We start from the raw sequence: 25,805 nt of genomic DNA on the forward strand, positions 1-25,805 counted from the left end.
CAGTGCCCTTTAATACCAGTCGAATCTAAATTATCCCAGAAATGGTCAAAATTTAATTCATTTGCTTCTATTCCATGATTTTCCACTATCGAAGAAAAATCAAACCACTCACCGTGCTGGCGGTATTGTTTATAGTATCTATGGTACAAGTTTTCGTCTGTAGGTGCGTCAATAGTCCAAAAATGACTTAGTACTTGTAAAGGAAAAGGAGATTGGTTATTTAGTACTTCATATCTAGAATATATACATGATGAACGTCCAATTTTATAACGGTTTGTGCCCATTGCCCAAATTAAATAAACATTTCCTCCTCTCCCACATTTGACATCTTTTATGCTATTTATTTGTTTATTAATTGTTAATAAATCCATGCCTCCACACCCTAACATTTATTGACTATTCCTGGATATTAATCAGGTCTTCAATCCACAACGATTTTCCAGTCTTCTCAGAGAAAAAATCTTTCAGTTTAACAAGCGTTTCTAACTTGCACCTGTCTACATTTCCTTTCCTAAGATTACTGATGCTATTAATATGAACCCCGATCGCCTTTGCAACCTTGTCATTGGTTAAATCCTCTGTCCAAAACGGGTCAAGGTTAATCGTTACCTTCATTGCATCTTCCACGCTTCAACTACACCTTTAGGATATCAACAATCTACTAGCCTCATAGTTAACTGTTTACATAGGAAACTAGCTAAGTGGTAAAATAAGTATAACAAAAGGCGATCGCTTGCTCGCCCCTTTTAAGAACTAATTCTCCATTGGATCATCCCGCCCGATACCAAGCGATCGCAGTTGCGCGTGAACTGAATCAGAATTATCCCCGCAATAATAAAATCGCTTTTGCTTGAGATCGCTAATGTAATAACCTGGCTTTCCACCATTGACTCGAAATAACTCAATTACCAACTTTTCACGCGAAATATCATATTTACGGGTGGCAAACTCAAGATCCGGTGGCTCACCAAGCGGGTTGTAAAAAGATTCACCCTTTATATGCTGCCAGCGTCCTTGATTGTGATAGAAGATTCTTAAGTGACTGGGAATGCAGATGTCAATATTCATGTGCGATCAGTTTTTCTGGATATCCAGAAAATTATCGACGAACAAGGTTTGAAGAGGAACGAACTAGAATCGGCGATCGCCTACAACGGGACAAAGCCGATTGGCTTTACCTGCGCCTCCCTTGCGAGAGACAATAGCGATCGTTTTCATGTGGCAAAGATTACGTATTAAATTAAATTGTATACACGTCAACAAGTGATAGTTTACTCATCTGGCTCCGGCAGTAAACCAAGCTTGGCGCGAAATTCCTTGTTGTATTTTGATAGCTCCCAATTGCTGGCAGATTTAACTTGCTCAGGAGTTAGCTTTTTAGCAACTTCGAGGTTGGTACTGCTGAGGTTGGCATCAATTAGGTAGGCACCTTCGAGGTTTGCACTGCTGAGGTTAGCACCTTCGAGGTTTGCACTGCTAAGGTTGGCACCTTCGAGGTTTGCACTGCTGAGGTTGGCATCAATTAGGTAGGCACCTTCGAGGATGGCACCGCTGAGGTTGGCACTACTGAGGTAGGCACCTTCGAGGATGGCACCTTCGAGGATGGCACCTTCGAGGTTGGCACTACTGAGGTTGGCACGGCTGAGGTAGGCACGCCAGAGGTTGGCACGGCTGAGGTTGGCACGCCAGAGGTTGGCACTGCTGAGGTTGTCACCCCCTAAGAGGTTGGCACCAATTAGGTTGGCACCGTTCAAATCCAAAGTTCTTCCGTTCAAATCCAGATTGTTTATAAGTTCTGCATCAACTAGAAAACGAATAACGCTTCCCTTTCGTTCTCCATCCTGATCCAACCTTCGCAACACTGATAATGTTCTGGCACGCACTATATCAAGTGCTGCATCTAGCTTCTGGTATTCGGAGTCTGATTCTTTTAATTTTTTATCAATCAATACTTTTAGTTCTTTATCAATCAGCAGTTCTGACATTCGGTCAATATAAGCCTCTAAAGCCTGCTCGTGTAAATTGTTGTCTGCTATTTCTTTCTCGCGTTTAGCTTGTTCTTCCTGGTTAGCTTTCTCACGTTTAGCTTGTTCTTCAACCTGGGTTTTCTCCTCTTGAGCGCGTTGATCAGAACGCCTTTGTTCCCTTCGTTCAAAATAGAATAGTGCTAATGGAATAGCAATCACGCCAAAAAGTTGCAACCAATCCCATAACGTCTTGGCAGATTGAAAGTTTTCAGTTTCTTTCTTGAGCTTGATAATCTTCCCATCTTTAGGATTTATTGCTTCCTCTGTACTCACTGATTTATTCGAGTCTGGGCCAAATCCTGACCACTCAAACCGATACAGCACAGAATAAATTGCAATAACTCCAGCTACAACAGCAACACCTATCAGTAATTTTCGCTTGGTAAACAAGAAGTTTTTTATCATCTCTAAAACATCTCATCAAGCAACTGGGTAATGTCTCGCTGATCCTTGTGGCGGTTATCGTCGTAAATCATTAATGTATCCAGCTTGCGGTGACGGCTGAGTTTTTGCACTTTCCGCACGTTTCCATCAGTGGCATCAAGGGCGGCGGTAATTGCACTGTGCCGGATGCGGTGAGGTGACATCTGCTTTTTGATGCCTGCTTTGTTGCATAGTTTCACTAGCATTTTGCGGATGCCGTCCCCGGTTAGCCTGTGGCCCCCAGTGGCATAGTCCAGTGACACGAATAACGGGGAATCGTGTAGCACATTGGTTCTAGTTGCTAACCATTCATTAATTGCTTGCACTGTTCCCGTTCCCAGGTCGATTACCTCAGTCTGGGTTCCCCTTCCCTTACCCAAGATTCGCAGTGTTTTAGTCTCAGGATCAAAATCAATAATATTCAACTGGCTGACCTCGTTACGCCTCAAAGCATTCCCCCAAAGCAGCCTGAGTAAGGCATAGTCACGCTTACCCTTGGCGGTGGATAAATTGCACTGGTTGAGAATCACTTCAAATGTTGCCCGGTCAATTCCCGATGTATCGCGGTACTTTTGCACCCGTTCGCTTTCTACATCTTCTAGACTGAAATCGCACACACCCAACTTCCGCCCGGTCACTACCAGACTTTTGAGCGCTGCCAGTCGTCGGTTAACAGTGGCTTCTTTTAACCCCTTGCGGATCATTTGTGCTTTGTACTTCAACACCACAGAGATCGCCTGCTTTTGCTCAAGGTGAAGAAACTCCAGCACAACATCAGGTGTGGCAGGCTTGCCCGTCATTACCTTGAGAAAATCATTGATATCTTTTTCATAGGCTAGGCGGGTGTTCTCAGATCGCTTGTCTGCCAAAAGTTGTGATAGCACGTCGGGGTCAGTGTCGAGGGTATAGAAGCTATCCCCAATTTTCGCATCAAGGGAGGCTTGTAAAACTTCAATAGACAGTTCGCCAGATAGTTCGTTTGTACTCATAATTAGTTCTTGATAATCGCTGTTTCCGAGAACACCCAAAGATTATTAAACCCCATCCGGGTGATGGGGTAAAACGTTCGTTTGCTGTTTACTGTTTGCTGACTACAGGGGGAAATGAGCATCCATGCAGAAACTTACGCGCTTGGACTTGATGAGCCACTTTCAATCCGCGATCGCTTTTATTTGTGGAGAGCGATCGCACCCTTCACCATAAGCGGAAAAAGTAATGGGTGCAATCCGGCTTTATGGAAGTAGACCTAAATCCTGAAGGATTTTAAGTACAAAAAGAATCAAAGACGCAACAGAACCCGCACCCTTCATAACTTCAAACCATTTTTGCCAATCCCAAGGGGTCTTTTTGTTGCCAGGGTCTTCATCAGGTTTTTCAGGTTCGGTTGAGTTATAGACTAATTTGGCTAAAATTGAAAGAAGCATGATTCAATCTCCAACAGTTGAATTTTGTTAACAATCTTTGGTTGACTGGTACTCAACTAAGATTAGGTTACTGACTTTTATTGATAGCCTTTGTTTGACTGGTACTCAAGCAAAGGCTATTGATCTGTTTAACTTTGCTTTTTGTTGGGAAGCCATATATTTTCTACCTTCATTTGAAAGTAGGCTTTGAGCATCCCTAACAAACAAAATCCGGTCATAATCTTGATCCGAACTTCAGATTTACCTTCATTAAGCCAGCTATAGCGTAAAGCTTCTAATTCTCCACGCCATTCTTCAGCAAGAATCTTGGATGGCCAGCCTTTTATATGACTTTTTTGTCTGACTTCTACTGAAGATGAATTTGGTGTTTCTAGGACAAGCAGCTCCTGCCGCAGCTCCTGCACCCGCAGCTCCTGCCGCTCCTGCAGATCCTGCTGCCGCAGGAGCCGCTCCTGCAGATCCTGCTGCTCCCACAGCAGGATCTGCCGCTCCTGCCGCTCCTGCGGCTCCCGCTCCCGCTCCCGCTCCCGCAGCTCCCGCTCCCGCAGCAGCTCCCGCACCCACAGCAGCTCCCGCTCCCGCAGCAGCTCCCGCTCCTGCCGCAGCTCCCGCTCCTGCCGCAGCTCCTGCGGCTCCCGCAGCTCCTGCCGCTCCCGCCGCTTCAAGCTTAGATAAGGCATTTTGCTGATTACCGTTTTCCAAAAAGTTAGATACTGCATTGATTTAATAAGCTCCTGCGAAACCAGGTTGACCTGTCATTGAGCGCATCTTTAATTGGTTACGATAATCTTGTACTTCCTGAAGCACCTTCTGACCTGAACCAGTTACTATGTAATACTTACGACGCGCACCTCCTGTTTCATCTTGCTCATCACCCCATTGCCAAGAGATTAATCCCTTTTTTTCAAGTCGGTTCAATGTGGGATACAAACTACCAAATCCAACTGAGATTGGTCTGCCTTTGTTCAATCCTTCCAACATTTCAAGACCGTACATTTTCTGAGTCCCCATGAGGGTCAGAATATCCTCCTCCAAAGCGGAAAGCTTAATTCCATCTGTTTCATCCCGGCTTTTATTCATAACTTCTGTTTAAACTCTTTATACATTATATACTATTAGACAAAGATATAAGTGTTATCTGTCGAAAGAGATACTTTAAAACTTGATGGTGAGCGCAGCTAGCTTTTCCTCTAAGAACTGCTTTTAAAGGCAGTGCCAGAGCGATCACTTTCATTCTTAGAGCATAATCAAGTGGCAAAACAACCTAACGAAAAGCTAGAGAAATTAATCCGAGCGCCGTGTGACAATTGCGATGGGCAAGGCTGGTACTATCTAGCATGGAAACACCCTAATAGAGAACAGGCGATCGCAGGCTGTGAACAATGCTTTGGTTCTCGTGAACAGTGGAAAGCTGTATGGAAAAAGTAAGTTATGTTCCACTGAGGCGTTTTATAAAACCCCATCACCGCGACGGGGTATTATTCCACTTTTTAATTCGGCATCTGGCACGCGGATTGCACTACTGCGATCGCTGACTTTGCGGACGTTCAAACTATATTTTTATGAGTTGAGCGCTCGTGCAAGAGCGATCGCTAGCCCTAACTACCTCCTCATGGCGCTGGCAGAATCCAATTTTTTGGATGTTGACCGATTGCTGAAAGAATGGGCAAGTGGCACAATTAAGAATCATCTTTTACTCCTACGGGGGTGAATGATTGGGCGATCGCTTGACTTTGGACGGTACGGGCGATCGCCCTTTGAATTTAGTTACAGAAACAGGCGTTAAAGTCTTTATTTGATTAGCTTTTTTCTATCTCTGTAACTATCTCAAGTATACTATTAAATATCTGTAACTGTCACCTAGTTACCTATAAATAGTTACAGATACAAATAGGTAACTATTACCGAACTCTCTATGTAACTATTATCTAGTTACAGGTATGATAGTTACAGGTATATAGTTACAGAGGTCAAAATGGGCAGACAACCATCACTGTCATCGGTGGCGCAAGGCATTATAGAAACGAGTAAGGGAACACTCGATTTATGCAATGATTGGGAACGCTGGCTCTTGTGGCTAGGAAGCGCTGAATCATTCCGGTATGTTCCGAAAAGTAGTGAGCCAGCCTATACGGTACGAAAAGAGAAAGCAACCAAGGGCGATGCTTTCTACTGGTACGCTTACCGGAAGTCGGGCGGTAAACTGGCCAAGTGTTATGTAGGGCTTGACCACGATTTAACTGTTAATAATCTGGAAGCGATCGCCAAAAAACTGACTGGCAAGTTACAGAGGAAAGTTACAGAGAAAATACCTGTAACTAATGAGTCAGCAAAACAGTTACAGATACAGATTGAAGAGTTACAGAGGCAGTTATCTGTAACTTTGGGAAAGTCGAAGAACTAGAAGCTGAGTTGGGTGCTTCTAGGCAGTGCGATCGCGCTGCACCGCCAGATTATCAGGCAATACGCGATAGCGAAGCGCTGCGGCGAACCGCCGATCGCACTCTCGGCAAACTGAAAATGGGTAGGCAGTCGGCGGCGGGTAGGGCAATTGACGCATTCATCAAGGAATTAGAGAGTAAGTAATTCCCAACTGTAGACGCCCAAAAGCCTTGGAAATCAGGTTTTCGGGCGTTTTTGGTGGGTTCATTGGTGGTGTCTACAGTTGCCCAAAACCCACTTTTAGTGGGTTTTTCGGCGTCTACGCCCCTCCTTGACGGGTTGTAGAAAGTGTAGAAAGTGTAGACAGGGTATAGCGTGAGGATAGGGGGTAGACACTCGGTAAAAGCTCGGTCTACACTCGGCAAAGATTTGCACTAACCTCACACATACAAAGGTTAGTGCTTTTCTGTAGGCACGTTGTAGATGAAGTGTAGGCAACCGTCTACACAACTGTTGGCCACTTCCAACCAAGGCGATCGCTCATTCCATCGACTTCCCCCAGTCCCCGATCAGCCATTGCTCGAAAGATAATGCGGATATCCTCAGCACTTACATCAGCAAACAGACGGGTGGACTGTTGCAGCGTCCGCGCTTTGAGCAGTTCCCCCGCGTGAGATTGGCCCCAGGTGAGGATAGCTTGCTCGTATTCATTCAGGGGTTGCTGTGACGTGGTTGGGGTGTCATTGGTGCTGTCGTTGGTACTAGGTGGCTCTTGCGTCGCACCCATGCCCCAAGTACTTAAGTCCAGTTCACACGGGCAATCATCGACCATAAACCGTTTCTTTCCCCCAGTTTTTAGCCATTGCTCCAATTGGGGAGACTTGAGAGCAGTTCGAGCGTAGTCCTGTGCTTTTTTTCCTAGCCGGATACGCACAAAGCAAGTGTCTAGGATATCAGCGTCACCTTCAAGTGCAAAGTTAGATGCGGTGTCGTTTTGCGCTAAAACCATGATGAATTGCTTGCGCTTGCGTCCTACCTTAGCGTGTTGTCTGATCCATTCTCTTGCGTTGTCGCAGTCAGCAAGCACTGGGAACTCTTCAGCGATGTAGAACCGTGCAAACTCTTGGGGAACGTCTTTAGATACTGTCTTGCGGTACACTCGCATTTTTTCTAGATGGTCGAGCGCCTCACCCATAGCCTTGTTTACTTCTGGCAATCCCCCATCACCGATGAGGTTGTCGGGTGGAACCCATGCCCAATCACCCTTGGCTGAGTCAACGTCATAAACGACGACCTGACCGCCAATGCGGGTTGAGAAGTACTGAGCTTGGGTTGATTTCCCGTCCCCAGTCCCGCCAACCAGCGCAACGTGTTTCTGAACTCGGTTGACGTACTCTATCGGGTCTGTAATTAGGTTTTCCGGCTGCCAATTGGGATTGATTGCGTTGACTGTGACAGCTAACTGTGCCGTGGGTTGGGTTTGCTTATTCATCCAGGATTGAAAGTTTAAGCGTGATACCCGGTCGATATCTCCTAGCGATTCTTGCAGTAGTTTTGCTGTGTGGCGTTGCCGTCGTCCTACCTCCAGTGTGGCGACTGATGCCCCAAGTAACCACGTCTTACACTGTTTTACGCCAGGGCTGAGGGAAACTCCTAAAGACAGCAACCCCAGGCTAATAGCTAAACTTCCCCAGGATGACCACTTGGCACGGGCGTACATTTGTAGGTGTTGACTCAGCTGTGACGGGTGCAATTCGGTCATAGCCCTAGTAACACCCCCAACGCCACTAACCCCACGCGAAACAGTAGTACTTTATCTACCTCTGGCACTGCTTCCCGTAAATAACAGAGAACTGCACCAGCGACGGCTAGCACTCCCAACACTAAGAGCCGGAGAAATTCAGGCATTGGCAGACTTACCCAGCAGCTGCTAAACAGCGCGGGAATCGTTATGTGTGCCGCAAGGTGAAAAGCCAAGTCTGGTAAATTGTCAGGGAGTGCGATCGCGTCTGACCACCCTCTTTTAAATTGCTCTAACCGCGATAGTTCGGCTGTACTAGCAATTGGAGAATAACCGCGTAGTTTACCGCCGTAGGCATCGCTTGGAACCTCGACTACTATTTTTTGCTCATTTTCTACCATAGGTCAGCCCGTCTTTGAAAGCTTTAAATTCGGATTGGCAGCTACTAAAATCTTTCTGCACCTGCTGAATACTGGACTGGCGATCGCTTGACTGCTCTTGATACCAAAATGTGAAACCTAGCGCTGATACTGCAATCAGTAGCCAAGTTAGATTGTTTTCACTTTTCATAAAACTTGAGGCCCCCGGGAAAAGGGGGCTTGATGGTTAATCTGCGTCTAGAATCGCGTTGAAGTTGTAAACCGAGTTATCAAGCGGCTGTGGATCTGGTTGGGGCATTGGTTCAAGGCTGGCGCTGATTCCATACTTGATTTCCGATTCACACACAGCTAGGTGCAAATCAAAATCAAGTTCTTGTGCTGCTAACTCTGCCTGAGCTTCGTACCATTCAGGCGGTAAACTGCTACTTTGCATCGGCTTGCCCAACCCTTGACTGTCCGTAGCCGCTGGTTTGGGTGAGTCGGTCATTGATTCGGTTGATAACTTCGTTCTCGCTTGTGGGCAGTGGCTTGCCTTGAAGATATGCAGCAGAAATTTCAGCGCACTCTTCAGGCGTGGCCCCATTGGCCAATAACTGACCCTCTGGAAATCCAACTTTGTGGATCTCATTGCTTGGATATTCTGATTGGTTCATAATTCTCTTGTTGCGTAGTTTTCAATCGCTGGAGACTACTACCCATTGAGAGGCGATCGCCCAACTGCCAGGGAGTGCGATCGCTTGTCATTATTGGGCAGTTCTAAAAATCTGGCTTGCTGGGAGTGGTTGACAAATCGACTGGGTACGCTTGCCCATACCCCACGGGTGAGCTTTTGCGGGTGCGGAGGTCAACGGCTTTAGTTTTTGAAACTTTGATCATTAATCGGGAACCATCGGCGGCGGGGGAGAATGGCTGATAATTTTCGATGGCATCCCAGTTAACAGGGTCTTTGGCAACGTGGGCGGTATAAAGCACGTTGGTCATTGATGAAAGCACTGCGCCCGTAGGGATGCCCACGAGTTTACGGGCTTTCTTTGGCTTGTCCTGGAATTGTTTACTCGCTCCGTTGCTATTGTTTTGTTGAGTAATACCGTTATTCTTTGCGGTGTCTGTCGCTTCCATAGGCTTGGTTTAGGTGATGAGAGGACATGATAATCTGACACGGTTACTTGGCTGTAAGTCCCGTTTGATAGAGGTTTTGCGCGTTTATTCGCTTAGAAATACACTAACACAATATGCAGTATGTCACACATTAACACTTGTGCGATTACTGGCTATCGATCTATAGTGGGTTGTGGTGACACAATAGGCTAGATGCACAGTACTAATATTTCTTGCAGCTATGCCTAATGATGAAGAAAAAATTATTTCGTTAAGAGTCTTTATGCCTGAATCGTTACGCAATAATTTCAAAGCGGTTTGTGCCAAGCAAGGAAAGAATATGAGTGAGGTAGTCTCAGATTTTGTCAGGGACTACGTAGCTGAACAGGAATCCTCTTCGCCCAAGAAGCGCAAGGGGGCAGCGTGAGCGCAGAGCGCATGGAAAGCGTAACCACTTACGTTTCACCCGACGTAAAACGGAAGTTGGAAGAGTGGTCACAGGAAGAGGAAAGGTCTATCAGTTATGTTGTTGCGAAATTAATTACTGAAGCTGTCAACGAGAGAGACAAGCAAAAACCATCTACCCCTTTATCTAAGAAAAGCAAGGGGGCAGCATGACCGCAGAGCGCCTAAACCGGATGGAGGATGAAATGGAAACCATCAAAGAGTTACTAATTTCAACGGCAAGGATGGCTGAAAGAAACAGCGAATCCATTAATCGCCTAGTAGAGCGGATGTCAGAGGCAACAAGTAACGTTGACCGTCTGGCAGTCGCTCAACTAAATGCTGAAGAACGGCTTGACCAATTGACAGCACTGATGACACGGTTTGTTGAAAACGCAGAAGCGGATCGGGCTGTCGTTAGGGGAATCCAGACCGAAAATCAGCGCATTCTTGAATACTTGTTTGGGCAACAGGAGGGTCAGTGAGTGCAGCGCGGCCAGTACGCGAATATCGGTTAGCCGAAGACGTGATACCCATCGTTGACCAATTGCCAGACTCTGAAGCCGCAAAACTTGTACAGCACCTTGTTGTCCGATTTTTTTTGAGGATTTTGGCCGATTTATTAAGAGCGATCGCGCTGCGGGTAGAGAAAAGTTAAGTGAGGGATTGGGCGATGCTTACTTAGAAAATAATACTCAACATGATACTTCAACAGTTGCGAAAAGTTAAGTGAGGGATTGGGCGATGCTTGGCACTCAATTGTTTTTAGGGATATATGAGCAATTGAGTGACGGGGAATTGCTTTTATCCATATACCAGCACTTGCGATCGGTACTTTAACGAACATAGCCGAGGATCGCAGATTCTTGTATCCGTGCGATACATTTTGGGGGGTGCGATCGCGCAATAAGGATCGCAAATCCTCCCCCAAAATCTACGTCCACACATTATAAAGCGCCAGAAACTTACCAAAATGCAAGATAGTCTTGCAATAATTTATTGAAATCAACCAAAAAGTAAGGCATTTTTCAATAGTGTATTGCATAAACAATCATTGATTGTCCAACTGTACGCTCGATTCTCTGAAATCCTTGATGGACGCGATCGTCATGAATTTATGTATTTTTGGAATGGTTCCCCAATAGCCCATTTTTTTGATACCAAAATCAGATTTTATGATTTATTATGAAGCAAGTATGCGGGTATACCATCCAAAGAAATTTATCATTCAATTAATGATTAAATAAATCGATGAAATAATGAGCAAACATCATCTTGCGATCAGTACGAAATTAAAACGAGACGTAGTTGTAGAGCTTGAATTAGTAGCTCGAAAAAGGGGTACTACTCGCAGCGGCCTCATTAGGATGTGCGTTTTAAATTTTCTCGCGGCACAACCTGACGGCGATTTTCCGGCGTTCATCCCCTCAGACAAAAATCCCTCGGTAGCTTAAGCTACCGAGGAAATTTTGTTTTATTGTTTTAGAACCACCCATCAACCAGTGTTCATGCGCCTGAGAAACCTTGAAACACTGGCTAAATGGAACACCATAAAAGGACAATATGAAAATTTTTCATACGGGTGTACCCCTATTCTATCCGAATGGGACACCGAATGGAACGGGTGTATGCACCCCTAACTTTACACCGCGATCGGCCAATAACGAAGACCAAAATAGCTATCAATCTATTGATAGCTATATAGCAATATATCATTACTCGTGGTGCAAGAGCCAAGCGATCGCTTTTGGGGGTGCAGCATGATTGCACAAGTATTCGCACCAGAGAAAAATTTAAAAGTTGACCGTCACCAAATAGCCAAACAATTAGAGTTACTAGGCTACAAGCCAGGTGAGAAGGTTTTTCTGAGAGCCTTCTATCCCAGTAACGACCCACCCCAGCGCGACGGCGGGGGGCGAAAAACAAACCATACCACCATTGAATCAATAGCCCAAACTGCCGAGAGATTTCAAAACGAGGGTAGGGGTATTTATTTGGTGGTCAACGGCGGGGGGCAGACGGACGCAGAAGTAGAAACTTGCCGCGCCATTTTCTACGAGCATGACAATCTCTCCAAGGATTTGCAGCTTAGTTTATGGCAATCCAAGGGTTTGCCTGAGCCAACGTTTCAGGTGGACACTGGCGGAAAATCAATTCATTCCTACTGGGTTTTTAACGAGCCAATAGATCCAAGTAGTTGGCGATCGCTGCAAAGTGACTTATTGGAATTTGCAGATGGCGATCGCAGTTTAAAGAATCCATCAAGAGTAATGCGGTTAGCAGGTTGCTACCACCTTTCAAGCAAGGGCGTTAATCCATCATTAATTGTGTCTGAGTCAGGCACTCGTTATAAATTTGAGGAGATGAGGTCAATCGTCCCAACTCAACAAAAAACTGTATCCCCATCATTGCCACTACCTTTATCCACTTTTTTAGATGTACCCGTGCCTTTAATTGAGTGCATTCCCAAAGCGGATCGTGAATTGGTAATAGGTGGAGCGACGGAAGGAGGACGGAACACTACAGGCTACAAGTTGGCCTGTAGTCTAATTGGTGCCGAAGTGCGTTTACCCTATTTGGGGATTGCATATACAGAAAACGCCAGAGATTTATTTAACAATTATCGCTTTCATTGCACCCCACCCCTTGAGGATAAGGAAGCGGAGCAAGTCTGGAAATCAGCGATCGCTTCCAACCCCACGGCAACGCTAACAGATGACGCAATTCTGAACTGTGTCAAAGCGTGGCAGAGAAATCAGGGGTCAAAGCCCAGTGGTAGGAGTTTTAGTAGCAGTAATGTTATTCAATTTGGTGGGACTGGTAACGGCGGTGGGACTCCACCGACTACTCTGGAGCTACGAGATCGTGTTCTCCAAATAATGCACCGAACAAAAACGCAATCAGAATACCAAGAAGCGCTGATTAAACTATCTCAAAAAGAGTGCGTACCCATAAAAGAGCTTGAGAAATTAGCAAAAAACCTCGAATCTGAACATGAGACGGTCGATGCCCGTGTTGACCATCAATCTGAAATTGACAGACTTATTAAGCTAGGCGAGGGGACGCTAAAACTATCTGATTATCTGCCTCAAACGTTAGCCGTCCCCTTAAGCCAGTATTCTGAGCAGTTAAATGTTCGGGCAGAAACTATCTTGCTGGCATTACTAGCAACTACTTCTAGTCTGCACGAGGTCGGTACTGAATTGGTGATCCACAAAACGCAAGGTTTTACAGTGCCACCAACTATCATGGCGGCGATGGTTGCTGAGTCTGGACAGAAAAAATCGCCCATCACTCGCCAAATCGTCTCCAAACCACTGGCTGTGCTGAAGAGAGAAGCGCGGGAAGTTTATCAGTCGAATTTGGAACAATACCAAATTGATTTAGAAGATTGGGAGAAACAGAAAGCCGATACACCCAAGGGTGAAAAATTCACAGATTCTAAACCAATAGAACCAGCAAAAGCCCCAATTTTCTATTTTACGGATGCCAACGGGGAAGGTATTAAACAGCAAGCCCAAAACGCACCCAGGAAGTCTTTATATGCGCTAGTAGACGAGTTAGCAGGCTTTTTTAACTCAGCTGACAAATACCGGGGCGGTCGTGGTTCTGACAAGCAAGACTTACTAAGTTATTACGACGGAACGGGTCAAACTGTGCTGCGTTCCTCTGGTGTTAAGGTCGATGTCGAAAAGATTTACCTGAGCATATTTGGGACAATTCAGCCAGACGTGATCCGTTCCATCATGCGAAACTGCGATGATCCAGATGGTCAGTGGGCAAGATTCCTGTATGTCCAGCAGCCGTTAGCCGCATCAGTTCTTGGTGACGACGATGGATCGGGAGTAGACATAGTAGACCTGCTAGCAGGAATTTACCGCAAGCTTCACAATACCTCAGCACGGCAATACACCCTGACAAGGGAAGCATTTAGAGCCTACCAGCCATACTACAACAAGCTTGAACAAATGCGCGAGTCGCACCCCCACCCAGGCATGAGGGCGACTTACTCAAAAGCGGAGGGGTACACAGGGCGTTTAGCGCTAAACCTGCACGTTTTACACGAGCTTGCTAATGGCAAGCCTACTATGTCTACTGAAATTCCAGTAGAGCGGATGAAGGAAGCGATCGCACTAATGAATTTCTTCATTGGGCAAACAAAGCTCCTTTATTCCACGTTTGATGAAGGGATTGCCCCACACATCGCCAAGATGATTGAGTTATCCAAGCGCCGTGAGGCAAACACTGGTAATGGCTGGCTCAAAGCTAGCGACATCCAAAGGTCATACAACACTAAATCTCGGCCTACTGCTGATGTGGTGCGATCGTGGATGCGGGAAGCTGAGGCACTGGGTTTTGGGCAAACACGCGGCATGGGGATAAAGGTAGAGTTTAGCTACTCAACTGGAATAGTAGACTTAATAGACAAAAATAGGCCAAAAATAGACCCCCCGCCTATTCCTGAAAACCTTATGAATGAAGGGTTACAAAAAAAAGTAGACATAGTAGACTTCAAACCTACCCATCAAGAACCTACAAAAACACAAAACGGACAATCTGACCCTACCCATCAGGAGGCCGCAACTACAGAGAATGGACAATCTGAGAAAGCCATTTTTATAGACTCGCCGCCGACTTTTTGCGAAAAGGCGTGTAACCCATGTACAGACAGCGTTGAAAAAATAGACCCCCCGTCTATTTTTGGCCTATTTTTGTCTACTGAGCCTATTCAAGTTGAGCCTCTGGAGGCTGAAACTACTTTATTGGGGCAATCTGAAAAAGTAGACCCCCCGTCTACTTTTTGTCCTACTAATTCAGAATCGCCTACTTTTTCACCTGAAGCCGAAGCGATCGCGCTAAAAGCCAAGGTAGTCGTCGCCAAGGGTGCAACTGTTCGGTTCAAGTGCCTTGGGTCAACTCGTGACGGGCTAACCGCTACTGTGCGTTATGTCAAAGCGGATGGAGAATGCAGTATCCAATTTCACGATCAATCTTTACCTGCACACTTGCGATCGCACTTATGCCCAGCCTCGATGTTGGAAGAAATCCAAGAATGAGTATTTTCGATGCCCGAATTGCGGAATCCTTGAGTTGCTGAAAGTGCGATCGCGGATTCCCCCCCCATTCGCCCCCTATTCCCCCATTTCGCCCCCCCCTATTCCCCCATCGCTAGGACTAGCTTGCTGTAAGCAATCCAGCTATTTGCCCCCCATTCGCCCATAAAAAAAGCGAAGGCAAAGTGAGTGCAGCCGCCCAGTAAAACTATGCACCGGCACGGCGTAGATATAGCCAAGCTGACACCAGGGGCAAGATAATACAAATTTACCTAAAACTGAGGTTTGTAGTATGCCAATAACAGGACTGAAACTCTTATGATTTCGTTATAGCCAACTCTTACAAGAAGCAAACAAGGCTTGGATGATTTATCAAAAAGCAACATTAAAAAAGCTTATAAATTAATACTTTCAGGCTATCTTGCCTCCAGTGTCAGCTACGCTATATTTACCCCGGCACGTAGGCATCGCGGGTTACATGATGTAGTTCGTAAGAAATGCTAAGAAATGGGACTAAAATTTCGCGTAAAACTGTTTATGTGTAGCGATCGCGGATTCCCCCAATGAGTAAAAAAAAGAACGAAGCCAGCGACAAAGCCCATTTGAGAGACTTCTCATCTCCTGGATTCAGTCAAAGCCAGGTAATGGCTCGTGTTGCCAAGCTTCCCCCCGAAGCGGAAAATTTCATCGCTATCCTCGATGGTGTTTTAGAGCGCACGAAAAACACCACAGACAATAACTGGTCAGATATCGAATTTATTTTGCATTCTCAAATCGCAATGCTCAACACACTAGCAGCCCATTTTATGAATAAAGCGATCGGCGGGTACGATGCCCCACAAGTGCTGCAAGCTTTGCCCCAGCTCCCTTTAGAGTTTGCGAACATCAGCCTAAAATGCCAAGCCGAAATGCGGAAGTGCATAGCGCTGCTGCATGAAATCAAAAACCCCAAAAAGCCCACGCAGTTTATCAAAAGCTACGTAAATCAACAACTCAACCAGTTGGAAATAAAACAGCAAGAACTAAAAGAGCGAATAGAGGCGAGTAACCATGCCCAGGTGGACTTTACAAGCAAGGGAGAGGCAGAGGCAATTGATACAGCAGTGGCGACCGTGGCAGTACAGCGCAGGGCCAGTGACGCTAGAGGGGAAAGCGATAAGCGCTCGTAATAGCTATAAACACGGGATGCGGAGCGCCTTCATGGTTGCCTTGAAAAGGCAGATCAAGATATCTTCTCAGTTGAAGAATTTTCTGAAAAATTTCGAGAGCGAGAATTGACAAACGAACTATTCACGCGATGCCCCGGCAGATACCTTTTTTTCTTTTAGGCATCACTGTGCCAATTTGGGAAAATCGTACGCTAAGGAATTGAGACTAACCTGAATGCTATGAAAATACCTTGTTTTGAGCAAACGGCATACCTCTATTCTTCATTTTTGACTCGAATTAGGAACTTCCAGATGGTGCAGAGTACTACCAATACTCTGCACCAACAAAAAAATTAACACCTCAAATCTAGACAGACAAAGACGTTCAGCCTTAGCGTACGATTTTCCCGTTTTGGCACGGTGACGCCTTTTAGGTGCGCGACGGGGAGCGCATTAGATGTAGCGCTTACAATCGACCAAAAAATTTTATTTTCAAAAGTTTTAGCGGTGGCGATCGCCCCATCTTTCCCCCAGAAGCAAGAAACTTGTTAACAAGTTATTTCCCGCACAGATGCGATGGCGAAACGCCCACCTTCGGCGTTCGCTAAAGCGAACCGGAGGTTTATCACCTCCCAGCCCCCCTTTCCCCTAGAACTACCCCGGCAAATACAACCCACTACTTTCTGGTTTAGGCATCCATCTATCTATCGGTCATCGCTCATCACTAAACCTGATAAACCTTCAATACTTCATCGCCGTAGTGGTTAATTACTTTAATGGCAATCTCCCCAGGCTTGTCACTTTTACCTTTAGGTGGGTCAAAGGGACGGCTAGTGGTGGAATAGAGTGCTGACCAAGCATCTTCATCAACCTCAGCTTTGAGCGCACGTTTCAATTTTTCATAGGGTTGGTCAGCCCCTGTAAAGTAGGCATGGCGTACAAAAAAGCTTTCGCCGTTGTAGTTGGTGTCAATGAACCAGCAGGCGATGTCATTGGTAGAACTGCTACGAATTTCACCAGTAGTGGGGTCGTAAATATCTAAACCGTTGAGTGTCACCACCAATTGGTCATTTTGATGTTTGACTTCAATATCTGGTTCACCAAACACCATAAACAAATTGCCAGCACCCGTTTTTTTGAGAAGTTCATCACCCAGCAGTAAGTCAGCATTCATGCGAGTAGTTAAAACCGTCAGGTTGCCATACCGCTTGGATTCTTCCGCAACGCCAGGGTCAAATCCAAAGCCGCAAACAATCAGCAGATGATACCCTACTCCTTTGACGGCTTCCTTGGCAGCTTCTTTAATTTGCTCACTGCCAACAGTGCCGTATTCTGGCCCAATGGAAACAGCTACCCGTTTGACTATTTCATCTTTATCTGTATACTCCCCTGTTGCCTGTAGCCAAGTACCAGCATGAGGTTCTAGGAAGTCAAATTTCAGGCGTTCGTTTTTAATTGTGTTTTGCACACCTGCTTTTTTCAGGTTTTCAATAATCCTGATTTCAAACTGGTCAGATGCTTGCTGTTGCCCTTCTGCTTCTGATGCGGGGCGTTCATCGTCTATGGATAGGACACGGTGAGGTGATAAGCTTTCAACAGTGAAGGGGCCAGTTACCCGTAGTCGTTTATTATCTTCATAGGGTTGGTCATAAAGGATTTCAGTGTCAGCATGATGAGCGATCGCATCATCAATTTCTTTTTGGCGCTTTTGTCGCAACTCCCACCAATTAGCCAGTTGCTCTTTTGCTTCCTGTGACCATTTCGCTTCCGGTTCGCGGGGGATTTCCCATTCTTCCCAGGATTTTTTAAGCAGTTGGTTTAGTTGGGTGTGGATAGGGTCTAGCTGCTGCTGCCATTCTGCATGGATGGTGTCAATTTCTGGATTATTAGCGATCGCTCCCAAAGTTACGTGGGGAACTCGCTTGTAAACAAAGCCTTTTCTGATATTAGCTTCTAATTTTCCTTGTATTTGTTGAAGCTGTCCGGTGATTTCGGATTCTTTCTGGATGCCTTCGGATGAATCAGTGAGTAAATAGTAAGGATATTGGGCTGACATAAGACGAGTTCTTGCTAGTGCTAGAGCAACACGGCTAGTATCAATACTGATCCAACGCCTTCCCCATTGCTCTGCAACATAGGCTGTTGTACCACTACCACAGGTCGGGTCTAGAACTAAATCACCTGGGTCACTAGTCATTAAAATACAACGTTTTATTGCCTCCGTTGCTGTCTGTACAACATAAACCTTTGGATCTGTTCTACTTTGTATACCTCCTATTGACCAGTAATTATTAATAGGATATGCGGTAAAATCCTTGAGATAGCGAACATAGTTTAAAGAGTTGCTAGAAGGAACAATTCTTTGACACAATGTTAAACGTTCCATTCCAGGAAGATTAGTTTTCCATCCCCCTGCATATCTCTTTCCTCTAAACTTAAAAGTAACAACTTCGTTACCTTGTGATGTTGTATTATCAAGGCGGAAAACTCGTGCTTGTTCAGGTATTAATTCTAAGTTATCTTTTTCTCGTTTACTTAAAGGTCTGCGTTCGCCAGATAATAGCTCAAGGTAACTGTATTTTGATGTTCCTTCACCACCAATTTCTTTTTCTATAAACAGTTGACGATATTTAAGATTTAACTTATTTTTACTATACCAAAGTATATAATCAAAAGTTCCATATAAGAAGTTGCTACCTAATCCACCACTTTTAGAAAAGCAAATTTGACTGACAAAATTTTCTCTACCGAATATTTCATCCAGTAAATTCCTTACTAAGTGAACATTTTCATCTCCAATCTGTACAAAGATACTACCTGTCTCTGTCAGTAACTCTCTTGCCACCACTAAACGATCTCGCAAATAAGCTAAATAAGAATTAATTCCTAATTCCCAAGTGTCACGGAATGCCTTAATCTGTTCCGGTTGTCTCGTTGCATCCCCAACACTACCGTCTTTCACATCCCGCTTCTTAGTCGAAACCTGCCAGTTAGAACCAAACTTAATCCCATAAGGAGGGTCAAGATAAATCATCTGCACTTTCCCCTTTAAACCCTCCTTCTCTGCCAATGAATTCATTACCAACAATGAATCACCTAGAATCATCCGGTTTGCCCATTTGACCCCTTCTTTGTGCTGATAAAAATCAATCAGTTGGTCAAACTTTAACCCATTGAAGTCACTAAATAAACTTAACTGAACTTCAGACTGTTGCTTTTGACTATAGGTACGAAATTCTTGAATAATGGACTGGGGGTGAACCTTCTCTTGGATGTACATCGGTAAAGCTGGGACTTCCAAGGGGTGCTGGTCTTGCTCATCCTTGCCTTTCCAGACTAACTGAGGATCTAGTGAGGTATCACGGGGGTAAAGAATAACTTTGGGTTTCTTCTGCTCATCTGCCATGAAGTCTTTTAATTCTTCAGTGGGAATGTTAGCCCGTTTGTCTTGGTGTTTAACAGTTTCAATTGGGGTCGATGATAGACTTTTCTTCTTAGCCATAAATAATACCTTTAATTAATTAGTTAATTACCCATGACTGAGAGCATGACGAATAGTATTCTGGGTATCCCACGGGTCAGAAATTTCTAAAAATTCCCAACGTCCTAAACTGCCATGATTATTTACTGCTGGTATCCAAAGACTTCTAGCAGTAGAAACTTTAGCGGCTTTATCTTTCCGCGCTTCTCCTGAAACCTCTACAATCAGGTTCAACGGGTCTTTATGCCTGTTTTGGTCTTGGATTCGCACGATAAAATCAGGAATGTAATTCTTTTGATCCCCGTTAATGGTGTAGGGAATTGTAAATCCCAGGTTATGATTTTTGACATAGCAGACTACTTCATCCATTTCTTCAAACACCTGTGCTGTCTTCTGTTCCCAGCTATCGGTATCAGCTACTACGTGGGAGATATGGCACTTGTTGGGGTCAGTGGCATAAACCGGACGGGCTGTGTCAAAGTCTAGATAACGAGTAGAACCAAAGGTGTCATAGGGTCGCAGAGTTGGTTTTAAGGATTTTTGCGCTTCCCCAGATGCGATCGCTCGGTAAATGCAATCTGCTGCATCATGGGCAAACTCAGTTAATAGTAGTAACTGAGGGTAAGTATTGCCTTTATAGGTAACACACTGTTGCATCCACTCTTTACTGATTCGCAAGACTTGGGGAAACAACCAAGCTTGCACGTCAGCATCAAAAATATGTTCTTTGGGTTTGTCAGTTTTTTGTATACCATCCCCTCGGAAATATTTCTCTAAAGTTAACTTTGCCAGCAGAAACGCCACTTCTTGTTCCCGCCGCGATCGCAATTCATCCAATGTGTGAACACTGGACTGCCCAACAATGGGAGCATTGACTGTAAATGTGGGTATATCAGAGGGAGAAATAGGATATTTGCAATCATCGGTAAAATTAGCACTGAGTTGTTTTTGGGTAATGTCGTAGCGATAACCTGTTAATCGCGGGAAAGTAATCTCTAAATCAATGCGTTCTTCTAAGGCACGGACACGAGTAGGTAAAAGTCCAGGTTTAGGTTTCTTGTTAGCACCAGCACAAGGAATAAAAGCAAAGGGAACGCCGTAAACCTCTGCATATTCTGGTTCATACATCCCCTGATCATTAACTGCATAACTTATCCGTCGCAGTCCCCGCCCTACTACCTGCTCACATAATAACTGTGTACCAAATGCCCTCACTCCCAAAATGTGAGTAACAGTGTTAGCGTCCCATCCCTCAGTTAGCATTGAAACAGAAATCACACACCGGATTTGTTCACCCAACTTGCCTGGTTTACCAACTGTATTAAGCACCTCTCGCAGCAGTTCTTCTGAGCTAATTTTTTCTGGGTCTTGTCCTGGATAGCGTTTTCGGTACTCAGCTTTAAATTCCTCAATTTCCCGTGCTGCTATTTTCTTAAAATCAGCACTCATGGCTTCACCTGACTCTAACTGCTCACTGTCTACCAGAATGGTGTTAGGTCTAGCTGACCAGTTACCGTTTTCAACGTTACTAAATAGTTTTAGTCTCCCTGGTGCTAAAACTGGTTTTTCGTCTGGAGTTGTTTTACCAGTATCCCAACCGCAGACGTAATCATAAACCAACTTAGAAACACTGGTATTATTACAGACTACAATAAATACAGGTGGTGTTAAACCTCTGGCTTGAGCCTCTGTATTTTGCTCCCACTGCTGGTAAGCTTTTTCATAGTTACTGTAGAGACTTTGTAATGCTCCCTCTAATTCTTTGGGGAGTTTGGGGTCAGGTGTTGATTTACTTTCATCTTGAGTGCCACGTCCTTTTTTTGGAAGATGGTCACGAATCAAAGGCCAGATACTTCTATAAGTTGGCAGTTCCCCCTTCATGTTGTCATCTGACACAGGCACACGGGGGATTTTGACAATACCCGATTCAATGGCATCAATTAAAGAAAAGTCTGACACCACCCAAGGAAATAAATTACTTTCTGGATATCCAGAACCTTTCAAGAAGAAAGGTGTAGCAGAAAGGTCATAAATAACCTTGACACCAATTTTTGCGGTAATCGCTTCAATGCCAGAAATCCATCGCCTTGCTTCAGTATTCCGTTTCTCAGATTCTTTGCGGTCATCTCCTTTGAGCTTTACATCATCATCAGCACCAACACGCCGACGATAACAGTGGTGAGCCTCATCATTAATAACGATGATGTTTTTCTTATTGCCTAAAGCCTTACAAACACGCCGCACCATCTGATCTGGTGTTTCAGTAAAGGCGCAATATTTACCTTGAGAGAGAATATCCTTGGTCAGCTTGCCAGCACTGTTGAGTTCTCGCAATTGAAAGGCGTGATAGTTAGTAATTACAATCTTGGCTTTATCCAGTTCCGGCATTAAATCCGGTGGCACCAAATCCATTTTTTTATAGTAGTTTTCTGAATCATTGGGCTGGAGAACCCGCAAGCGATCGCGCACTGTAATTCCTGGTGTAACAACCAAAAAGGCATCGCTAAACAGTCGATTTTGAGGGTTGGCAATCTTATTAAGGGTGTGCCAAGCAATCATCATCGACATCACAAGTGTTTTACCGCTACCTGTCGCCATTTTGCAAGCGATGCGAGACAGTAGCGGGTTGGCATCTGCGTTGAATTGGCGCAACTGATTCTCAGTCCAGTTATCACCGTACTTCTTCGCCACTTCAGTAATGTAAATGACCGTCTCTAGAGCTTCAATTTGGCAGAAATACAGCTTTCTTTCTCGCTCTGGATTTTGCCAATATTCCAGTAATCGCCGTGTAGTAGGGGTAATGCCCACATAACCACCACGTCTCCACAGCCCCACCTTTCCACGCACATAATTGATAAATTCATTTGGCTTGACACGGGCTTGTGTCCATTCGCCATCCAGGTCTAGTTCAAGTTGTTGACTCTGTTTACCTTTCTTTTTCGGTGGAGCAATGGGAATGAAGTAATGGCTTATGCGTCGGGATTCAACAATATTATCAGTGATGCCATCGTCATCAAATTGGAAATGTTGCTTAGGTTCAGAAAAGGCTGAGTTAATAATGGGGTTTTCAATGACGACTTGCTTCACCGACACGCTTCTCCTAGACTTTTAATACTTGTTTTGCGTCGGCAAGCTCATCTACTTCGCACAATACTTCGCTAACACTTCTCGTCCCTGTTCACCCATCTCCTGCAACAGATTCTCAATTTTCTGTATAGCCAGTGGCGACGGTTTGGCGCGTGAATTTTCCCAACGGTTAACCGTTGGATATGTAACGCCAAGTTTGGCTGCGAACTGTTCCTGTGTCAGACTGGTTAATATGCGAATTTCACGGATGAGCTTGCCAACTTCTGGTTGATTTATTACCAAAGGTTTTTGGGTAGCCATCTAGATCAAAAACCACTACATGACGTAATGGGTGATATATCACACTATATATAAACGCACTTATTTTACAAATTACCCTCAGTAATAATGCTTAATTTATGTTCTAAGCGTTAATTATTTTTGTTGTGGTGAATATTTGTATAAGGGGAAGTGCCTACCAGGGATATCCAAGGCTGGTTAGGACACGCGACTATTCACGATACTGTTCGTTATCCGCCAAAAATTCTACTCGTTTGAAAAATTGGATTGGAGTTGGGGTTCAGCCGGGATAGGGATACCGTTCGAGACGATGCAGCTAATCGCACTGGCAGAGTCAATCGCTTTTTCTGAACATCCAGAAAAAACTGGACGAACTAGGATCTGACAGGAAACGCTAGCCTCATCTAACAATCGGGCGGAACTTCGCTTTTGTCAGCTTTCCATGCTGCTCGAAGTGGTATTCCAAGCCAAAATCCTTGTATTCTTCTAGGTCTTGAATCTTGCGGAATCCCCGAAAACCAACCGTGCGACCGCTCGCTGAAGTTACTTTGGTGTGCAAGTCGTTTGGATCTCCTCCAAGGTATCGGAAAGCCTCACCGCTGCTCATCCACTCGCCGTCCTCTTGTGCCGTTACCTGCTTTGGGGTAGCTGGTTTTGATTTAACTGGCTGTTTGGTTAACTGAGTTAACCCATTAGTTAACTCAGTTAACTCTGGGGGTGTTTTGCTGCCCATTTTTTGCGTTAAGTCTTCTATGGCTTGGGTTAACTGGGTTAACTGCTGGTTAACCGCTTTCATGCCTTCCTCTAACGCTTCTACTCTCTCCCCTACTTGGTTAACTTGGTTAACTTCGGGTTTACCCAAGTAGAGAGCGATCGCCTCTTGTAAAATCTGGCTGCGGCTTTTCCCTGTCTGCTGGCATATTTGGTCTACTTCTTGCATCTGTTGAGGGTGAATCTTCGCAGCGATTAGCGGGCGTTGCTTCTGAGGCATGGGTTAACTGGGTTAACTGGAGTTAACTCATGATGGTAGCAGATGGGGGATGCGATCGCGCCATTCTTTCACCCGTTGATATCCTGATTTAGCCATGCACGTCTTCCATTGGGTCTACTCGACCAATGCCCAACTCAAACAATTTAGTTTTTACCCCCTAGCTGTCTAATTGGTATGAAAGAGCTTGAGACTCAAGGAGGGGTTCAGCCGGGATACGGATACTGTTGGCGAATATAATACATAGTTGTGTTTTCAAGTATTACTTAAGCTCAAACCTTCAATCTGTCGTTGCGGCTTTTAGTTGTAACACTTTTGTTTATGCGTTTGTAACACTTTCGCCAACAGTATCTTCCTTCTCCCTACCCGCGCCTGTTACTTCGATTGTTTTGTGATTTTCACTGATGAGCGTTTAACTTCTTCTTGGAAGAAGTACAGTATTATGTAAATTCTGTCAATTACTGTGTATAATAAAGTAAGAAGGTCTTATTTTGGTGCTATTAGAGTTGCACGCTTCAAACTCTTGGTACCTAAATATGGAAAAATCTATATCTCATCTTATCGAAGCTCAATGTGAACTTGCCAAGTTAGCTGAATTAGCAGAGAAGTTTTCTGCTGACGGTGATCTCTTAGAATTGATTGAATCTGTGAAACAACCTTTGGATCTCGTGGTTTCGCGTATGAGGAGTATTGATGCTGATCTGCATGATTAGTCTTAGCCCTGCCTTTGCTTAAGGTAGCAGGCGATCGCCCCTCTCTCCAAAGCAGTATCGATTATACTCACATCATAATTCCATTGCAAATATGACACTCTTGAGCCGGCTGCACTGCTGGCTTTTTTTAATTGATGCCATAATGAAAGTTTTCACACCACTTAGATTAAATTTGCAAACGCTGATAGTCGCAGGAGTAGGGGCGGTTAGGTGATCGCTCATGAATTCACCTTTAGAGAATAATATTCTTGCTTATAGCCCGCCAAAAATACCAGTGTTTGGAACAGTAAATTCCTTGTAGCTTTTTTCTAAATTACGCCTCAGTATAGCCATTCTTGCGCCTAGCAAAATACCTGTGGACAATTTACAGTGAAAGCTTTCAGGCTGTGTTACACCATTCATATAGTTATCACAGATATTTTTACGAAGTCTACTACTCATGGATATCTGCTGTAAAAACATTTTTGAGTAAAATAATTCAGCAAAACTTCTATCCTCATCGGTTACAAGCGAATTAGAAAAGTTTTCAAGTTTTTCTGATAAATATGAATTTACTTCATCAAGCTTTTTAGTTTTATCGTAGGGAGCTTTGCCAAATCCATTGGAATTTAGCATTTGTTTGGTAGGCAAACTCACGGACATTTCTAAATTATATTTTTCAATAAGGTTTTTGCCTAGCAGCCTTAACCTCGCGCCGGACAATATACCAATCAAAAACTCTTGATTAGTCAGAATCATTTTTCCTATATCATGTGCATTTTTGACGCCAAGATTCTGATACTTTTTCAAAAATCTTATTTTATCTGGACTCTTAAAGAAATTTGTGGCGCTCTTTTTAATTTGGTTTGATGTTATTGGTAGCAAATGATTTATAGATTGGATTTCATGTTCCATTACTGTATTTACAATAAATTCAATTTCATGAAATCCCTTAGAATCAACCACAGACTCATAGAGTATCGCCAAGCACGCTAGTACATGCATCTTATCTAACTTGCAAAGACTTCTATCTTGCCTGTCCAATAGTTTTTGCTTATGAATTTCAAACAAAATATTTAAAGTAGGAGAGCCATTGTAGTAACAGTGCCCTTTAATACCAGTCGAATCTAAATTATCCCAGAAATGGTCAAAATTTA

General features: G+C 44.4%; 33 protein-coding genes. 14 read left to right on the forward strand and 19 right to left on the reverse strand.

Annotated elements, in window-relative coordinates; genetic code table 11:
* The 3 genes from HWQ38_RS27545 to HWQ38_RS27555 form a co-directional block, all read right to left on the reverse strand.
* On the reverse strand, positions 1-371 hold a 371-nt coding region (locus HWQ38_RS27545; RefSeq protein WP_292800184.1), incomplete at its 3' end, for a GIY-YIG nuclease family protein.
* Between the two features lie 25 nt (positions 372-396).
* Positions 397-615, reverse strand: a complete 219-nt coding sequence (locus HWQ38_RS27550) for a helix-turn-helix domain-containing protein (protein ID WP_292800187.1) — start codon at positions 613-615, stop codon at positions 397-399.
* A 138-nt stretch (positions 616-753) separates the two neighbouring features.
* Positions 754-1,068 carry a hypothetical protein gene (locus HWQ38_RS27555; RefSeq protein WP_292800190.1) on the reverse strand — a complete coding sequence of 105 codons (315 nt, stop codon included), beginning with the start codon at positions 1,066-1,068 and terminating at the stop codon, positions 754-756.
* Between HWQ38_RS27555 and HWQ38_RS27560 the strand changes: the two genes are divergently transcribed.
* Positions 1,069-1,239, forward strand: coding sequence for a hypothetical protein (locus tag HWQ38_RS27560; protein WP_292800192.1), 171 nt, complete (start codon positions 1,069-1,071; stop codon positions 1,237-1,239).
* A gap of 32 nt (positions 1,240-1,271) precedes the next feature.
* Here the strand turns inward: HWQ38_RS27560 and HWQ38_RS27565 are convergent, their stop codons facing one another.
* Both HWQ38_RS27565 and HWQ38_RS27570 read right to left on the reverse strand, forming a co-directional pair.
* Entirely contained in the window at positions 1,272-2,432 is a 1,161-nt protein-coding gene (locus HWQ38_RS27565; protein WP_292800195.1) for a pentapeptide repeat-containing protein, read from the reverse strand.
* Between the two features lie 2 nt (positions 2,433-2,434).
* The gene (locus HWQ38_RS27570; protein ID WP_292800198.1) at positions 2,435-3,439 is read right to left on the reverse strand and encodes a tyrosine-type recombinase/integrase; all 1,005 of its coding nucleotides are present in this window, start codon (positions 3,437-3,439) and stop codon (positions 2,435-2,437) included.
* Between the two features lie 114 nt (positions 3,440-3,553).
* Here HWQ38_RS27570 and HWQ38_RS27575 point away from each other — a divergent pair, with 114 nt between their 5' ends.
* The gene (locus HWQ38_RS27575) at positions 3,554-3,694 is read left to right on the forward strand and encodes a hypothetical protein (RefSeq protein ID WP_292800201.1); all 141 of its coding nucleotides are present in this window, start codon (positions 3,554-3,556) and stop codon (positions 3,692-3,694) included.
* On the opposite strand, the gene HWQ38_RS27580 is transcribed toward HWQ38_RS27575, so the two are convergent.
* The 3 genes from HWQ38_RS27580 to HWQ38_RS27590 all read right to left on the reverse strand — a co-directional run bounded on the left by HWQ38_RS27580 (position 3,683) and on the right by HWQ38_RS27590 (position 4,954).
* Positions 3,683-3,874, reverse strand: a complete 192-nt coding sequence (locus HWQ38_RS27580; protein WP_292800204.1) for a hypothetical protein — start codon at positions 3,872-3,874, stop codon at positions 3,683-3,685. The two genes, HWQ38_RS27575 and HWQ38_RS27580, sit on opposite strands and share 12 nt — an antisense overlap.
* A 128-nt stretch (positions 3,875-4,002) precedes the next feature.
* Positions 4,003-4,593, reverse strand: a complete 591-nt coding sequence (locus HWQ38_RS27585; protein WP_292800207.1) for a hypothetical protein — start codon at positions 4,591-4,593, stop codon at positions 4,003-4,005.
* Between the two features lie 4 nt (positions 4,594-4,597).
* Positions 4,598-4,954: a PadR family transcriptional regulator gene (locus HWQ38_RS27590; RefSeq protein WP_292800211.1), complete on the reverse strand. Its 357-nt coding sequence runs from the start codon at positions 4,952-4,954 to the stop codon at positions 4,598-4,600.
* Between the two features lie 132 nt (positions 4,955-5,086).
* On the opposite strand from HWQ38_RS27590, the gene HWQ38_RS27595 reads away from it, so the two are divergent.
* From HWQ38_RS27595 to HWQ38_RS27610, 4 genes are all read left to right on the forward strand, one after another.
* Entirely contained in the window at positions 5,087-5,302 is a 216-nt protein-coding gene (locus tag HWQ38_RS27595; protein WP_292800214.1) for a hypothetical protein, read from the forward strand.
* Positions 5,271-5,585 carry a hypothetical protein gene (locus HWQ38_RS27600; RefSeq protein WP_292800217.1) on the forward strand — a complete coding sequence of 105 codons (315 nt, stop codon included), beginning with the start codon at positions 5,271-5,273 and terminating at the stop codon, positions 5,583-5,585. The genes HWQ38_RS27595 and HWQ38_RS27600 overlap by 32 nt, the downstream gene beginning before the upstream one ends.
* Positions 5,586-5,849: 264 nt before the next feature.
* Positions 5,850-6,278, forward strand: coding sequence for a hypothetical protein (locus HWQ38_RS27605; RefSeq protein ID WP_292800220.1), 429 nt, complete (start codon positions 5,850-5,852; stop codon positions 6,276-6,278).
* 8 nt (positions 6,279-6,286) lie between these two features.
* Positions 6,287-6,460: a hypothetical protein gene (locus HWQ38_RS27610; protein ID WP_292800223.1), complete on the forward strand. Its 174-nt coding sequence runs from the start codon at positions 6,287-6,289 to the stop codon at positions 6,458-6,460.
* A 298-nt stretch (positions 6,461-6,758) separates the two neighbouring features.
* Here HWQ38_RS27610 and HWQ38_RS27615 read toward each other — a convergent pair whose 3' ends face one another.
* The 5 genes from HWQ38_RS27615 to HWQ38_RS27635 form a co-directional block, all read right to left on the reverse strand.
* On the reverse strand, positions 6,759-8,018 hold the full coding sequence (locus HWQ38_RS27615; protein ID WP_292800226.1) for a hypothetical protein: 1,260 nt from the start codon (positions 8,016-8,018) through the stop codon (positions 6,759-6,761).
* Positions 8,015-8,398 (reverse strand): hypothetical protein, encoded by a 384-nt coding sequence (locus HWQ38_RS27620; RefSeq protein ID WP_292800229.1) that lies wholly within the window; start codon positions 8,396-8,398, stop codon positions 8,015-8,017. The genes HWQ38_RS27615 and HWQ38_RS27620 overlap by 4 nt, the downstream gene beginning before the upstream one ends.
* Complete coding sequence (locus tag HWQ38_RS27625) at positions 8,385-8,567, reverse strand: hypothetical protein (protein ID WP_292800232.1); 183 nt, start codon at positions 8,565-8,567, stop codon at positions 8,385-8,387. Before HWQ38_RS27625 ends, HWQ38_RS27620 begins: the two co-directional genes overlap by 14 nt.
* Positions 8,568-8,603: 36 nt before the next feature.
* Positions 8,604-8,864: a hypothetical protein gene (locus tag HWQ38_RS27630; protein WP_292800234.1), complete on the reverse strand. Its 261-nt coding sequence runs from the start codon at positions 8,862-8,864 to the stop codon at positions 8,604-8,606.
* A gap of 269 nt (positions 8,865-9,133) precedes the next feature.
* Entirely contained in the window at positions 9,134-9,496 is a 363-nt protein-coding gene (locus tag HWQ38_RS27635; RefSeq protein WP_292800237.1) for a hypothetical protein, read from the reverse strand.
* A gap of 220 nt (positions 9,497-9,716) precedes the next feature.
* On the opposite strand from HWQ38_RS27635, the gene HWQ38_RS27640 reads away from it, so the two are divergent.
* Genes HWQ38_RS27640 through HWQ38_RS27655 form a run of 4 tightly spaced genes read left to right on the forward strand, consistent with a single transcriptional unit; the run spans position 9,717 to position 10,577 of the window.
* Entirely contained in the window at positions 9,717-9,902 is a 186-nt protein-coding gene (locus HWQ38_RS27640) for a plasmid partition protein ParG (protein ID WP_292800239.1), read from the forward strand.
* Positions 9,903-9,913: 11 nt separating this feature from the next.
* Positions 9,914-10,093 (forward strand): CopG family transcriptional regulator, encoded by a 180-nt coding sequence (locus tag HWQ38_RS27645; RefSeq protein ID WP_292800241.1) that lies wholly within the window; start codon positions 9,914-9,916, stop codon positions 10,091-10,093.
* Positions 10,090-10,404, forward strand: a complete 315-nt coding sequence (locus HWQ38_RS27650; protein WP_292800244.1) for a hypothetical protein — start codon at positions 10,090-10,092, stop codon at positions 10,402-10,404. The genes HWQ38_RS27645 and HWQ38_RS27650 overlap by 4 nt, the downstream gene beginning before the upstream one ends.
* Entirely contained in the window at positions 10,401-10,577 is a 177-nt protein-coding gene (locus HWQ38_RS27655) for a hypothetical protein (RefSeq protein ID WP_292800246.1), read from the forward strand. Before HWQ38_RS27650 ends, HWQ38_RS27655 begins: the two co-directional genes overlap by 4 nt.
* Here the strand turns inward: HWQ38_RS27655 and HWQ38_RS27660 are convergent.
* Positions 10,542-10,838 carry a hypothetical protein gene (locus tag HWQ38_RS27660; protein ID WP_292800249.1) on the reverse strand — a complete coding sequence of 99 codons (297 nt, stop codon included), beginning with the start codon at positions 10,836-10,838 and terminating at the stop codon, positions 10,542-10,544. The two genes, HWQ38_RS27655 and HWQ38_RS27660, sit on opposite strands and share 36 nt — an antisense overlap.
* A 644-nt stretch (positions 10,839-11,482) precedes the next feature.
* Here HWQ38_RS27660 and HWQ38_RS27665 point away from each other — a divergent pair.
* From HWQ38_RS27665 to HWQ38_RS27675, 3 genes are all read left to right on the forward strand, one after another.
* A complete protein-coding gene (locus tag HWQ38_RS27665; protein WP_292800252.1) occupies positions 11,483-11,683 on the forward strand; it encodes a hypothetical protein in 201 nt (66 codons plus the stop codon).
* On the forward strand, positions 11,680-14,976 hold the full coding sequence (locus HWQ38_RS27670; protein ID WP_292800255.1) for a DUF3987 domain-containing protein: 3,297 nt from the start codon (positions 11,680-11,682) through the stop codon (positions 14,974-14,976). The genes HWQ38_RS27665 and HWQ38_RS27670 overlap by 4 nt, the downstream gene beginning before the upstream one ends.
* A 560-nt stretch (positions 14,977-15,536) precedes the next feature.
* A complete protein-coding gene (locus HWQ38_RS27675) occupies positions 15,537-16,142 on the forward strand; it encodes a hypothetical protein (RefSeq protein WP_292800258.1) in 606 nt (201 codons plus the stop codon).
* A 703-nt stretch (positions 16,143-16,845) separates the two neighbouring features.
* On the opposite strand, the gene HWQ38_RS27680 is transcribed toward HWQ38_RS27675, so the two are convergent.
* The 4 genes from HWQ38_RS27680 to HWQ38_RS27695 form a co-directional block, all read right to left on the reverse strand.
* Positions 16,846-19,623: a site-specific DNA-methyltransferase gene (locus tag HWQ38_RS27680; RefSeq protein ID WP_292800261.1), complete on the reverse strand. Its 2,778-nt coding sequence runs from the start codon at positions 19,621-19,623 to the stop codon at positions 16,846-16,848.
* Between the two features lie 27 nt (positions 19,624-19,650).
* Positions 19,651-22,689, reverse strand: coding sequence for a BPTD_3080 family restriction endonuclease (locus tag HWQ38_RS27685; protein WP_292800264.1), 3,039 nt, complete (start codon positions 22,687-22,689; stop codon positions 19,651-19,653).
* Positions 22,690-22,740: 51 nt separating this feature from the next.
* A complete protein-coding gene (locus HWQ38_RS27690) occupies positions 22,741-22,989 on the reverse strand; it encodes a helix-turn-helix transcriptional regulator (RefSeq protein ID WP_292800267.1) in 249 nt (82 codons plus the stop codon).
* A 379-nt stretch (positions 22,990-23,368) separates the two neighbouring features.
* Positions 23,369-23,959 (reverse strand): ribbon-helix-helix domain-containing protein, encoded by a 591-nt coding sequence (locus HWQ38_RS27695; RefSeq protein WP_292800269.1) that lies wholly within the window; start codon positions 23,957-23,959, stop codon positions 23,369-23,371.
* 533 nt (positions 23,960-24,492) lie between these two features.
* Between HWQ38_RS27695 and HWQ38_RS27700 the strand changes: the two genes are divergently transcribed.
* Entirely contained in the window at positions 24,493-24,669 is a 177-nt protein-coding gene (locus tag HWQ38_RS27700) for a hypothetical protein (RefSeq protein WP_292800272.1), read from the forward strand.
* A gap of 252 nt (positions 24,670-24,921) precedes the next feature.
* On the opposite strand, the gene HWQ38_RS27705 is transcribed toward HWQ38_RS27700, so the two are convergent.
* On the reverse strand, positions 24,922-25,805 hold an 884-nt coding region (locus HWQ38_RS27705; protein WP_292800275.1), incomplete at its 5' end, for a hypothetical protein.

This window comes from Nostoc sp. NMS7, assembly GCF_017115085.1.
In the GTDB taxonomy this organism is placed as follows: Bacteria; Cyanobacteriota; Cyanobacteriia; order Cyanobacteriales; family Nostocaceae; genus Nostoc.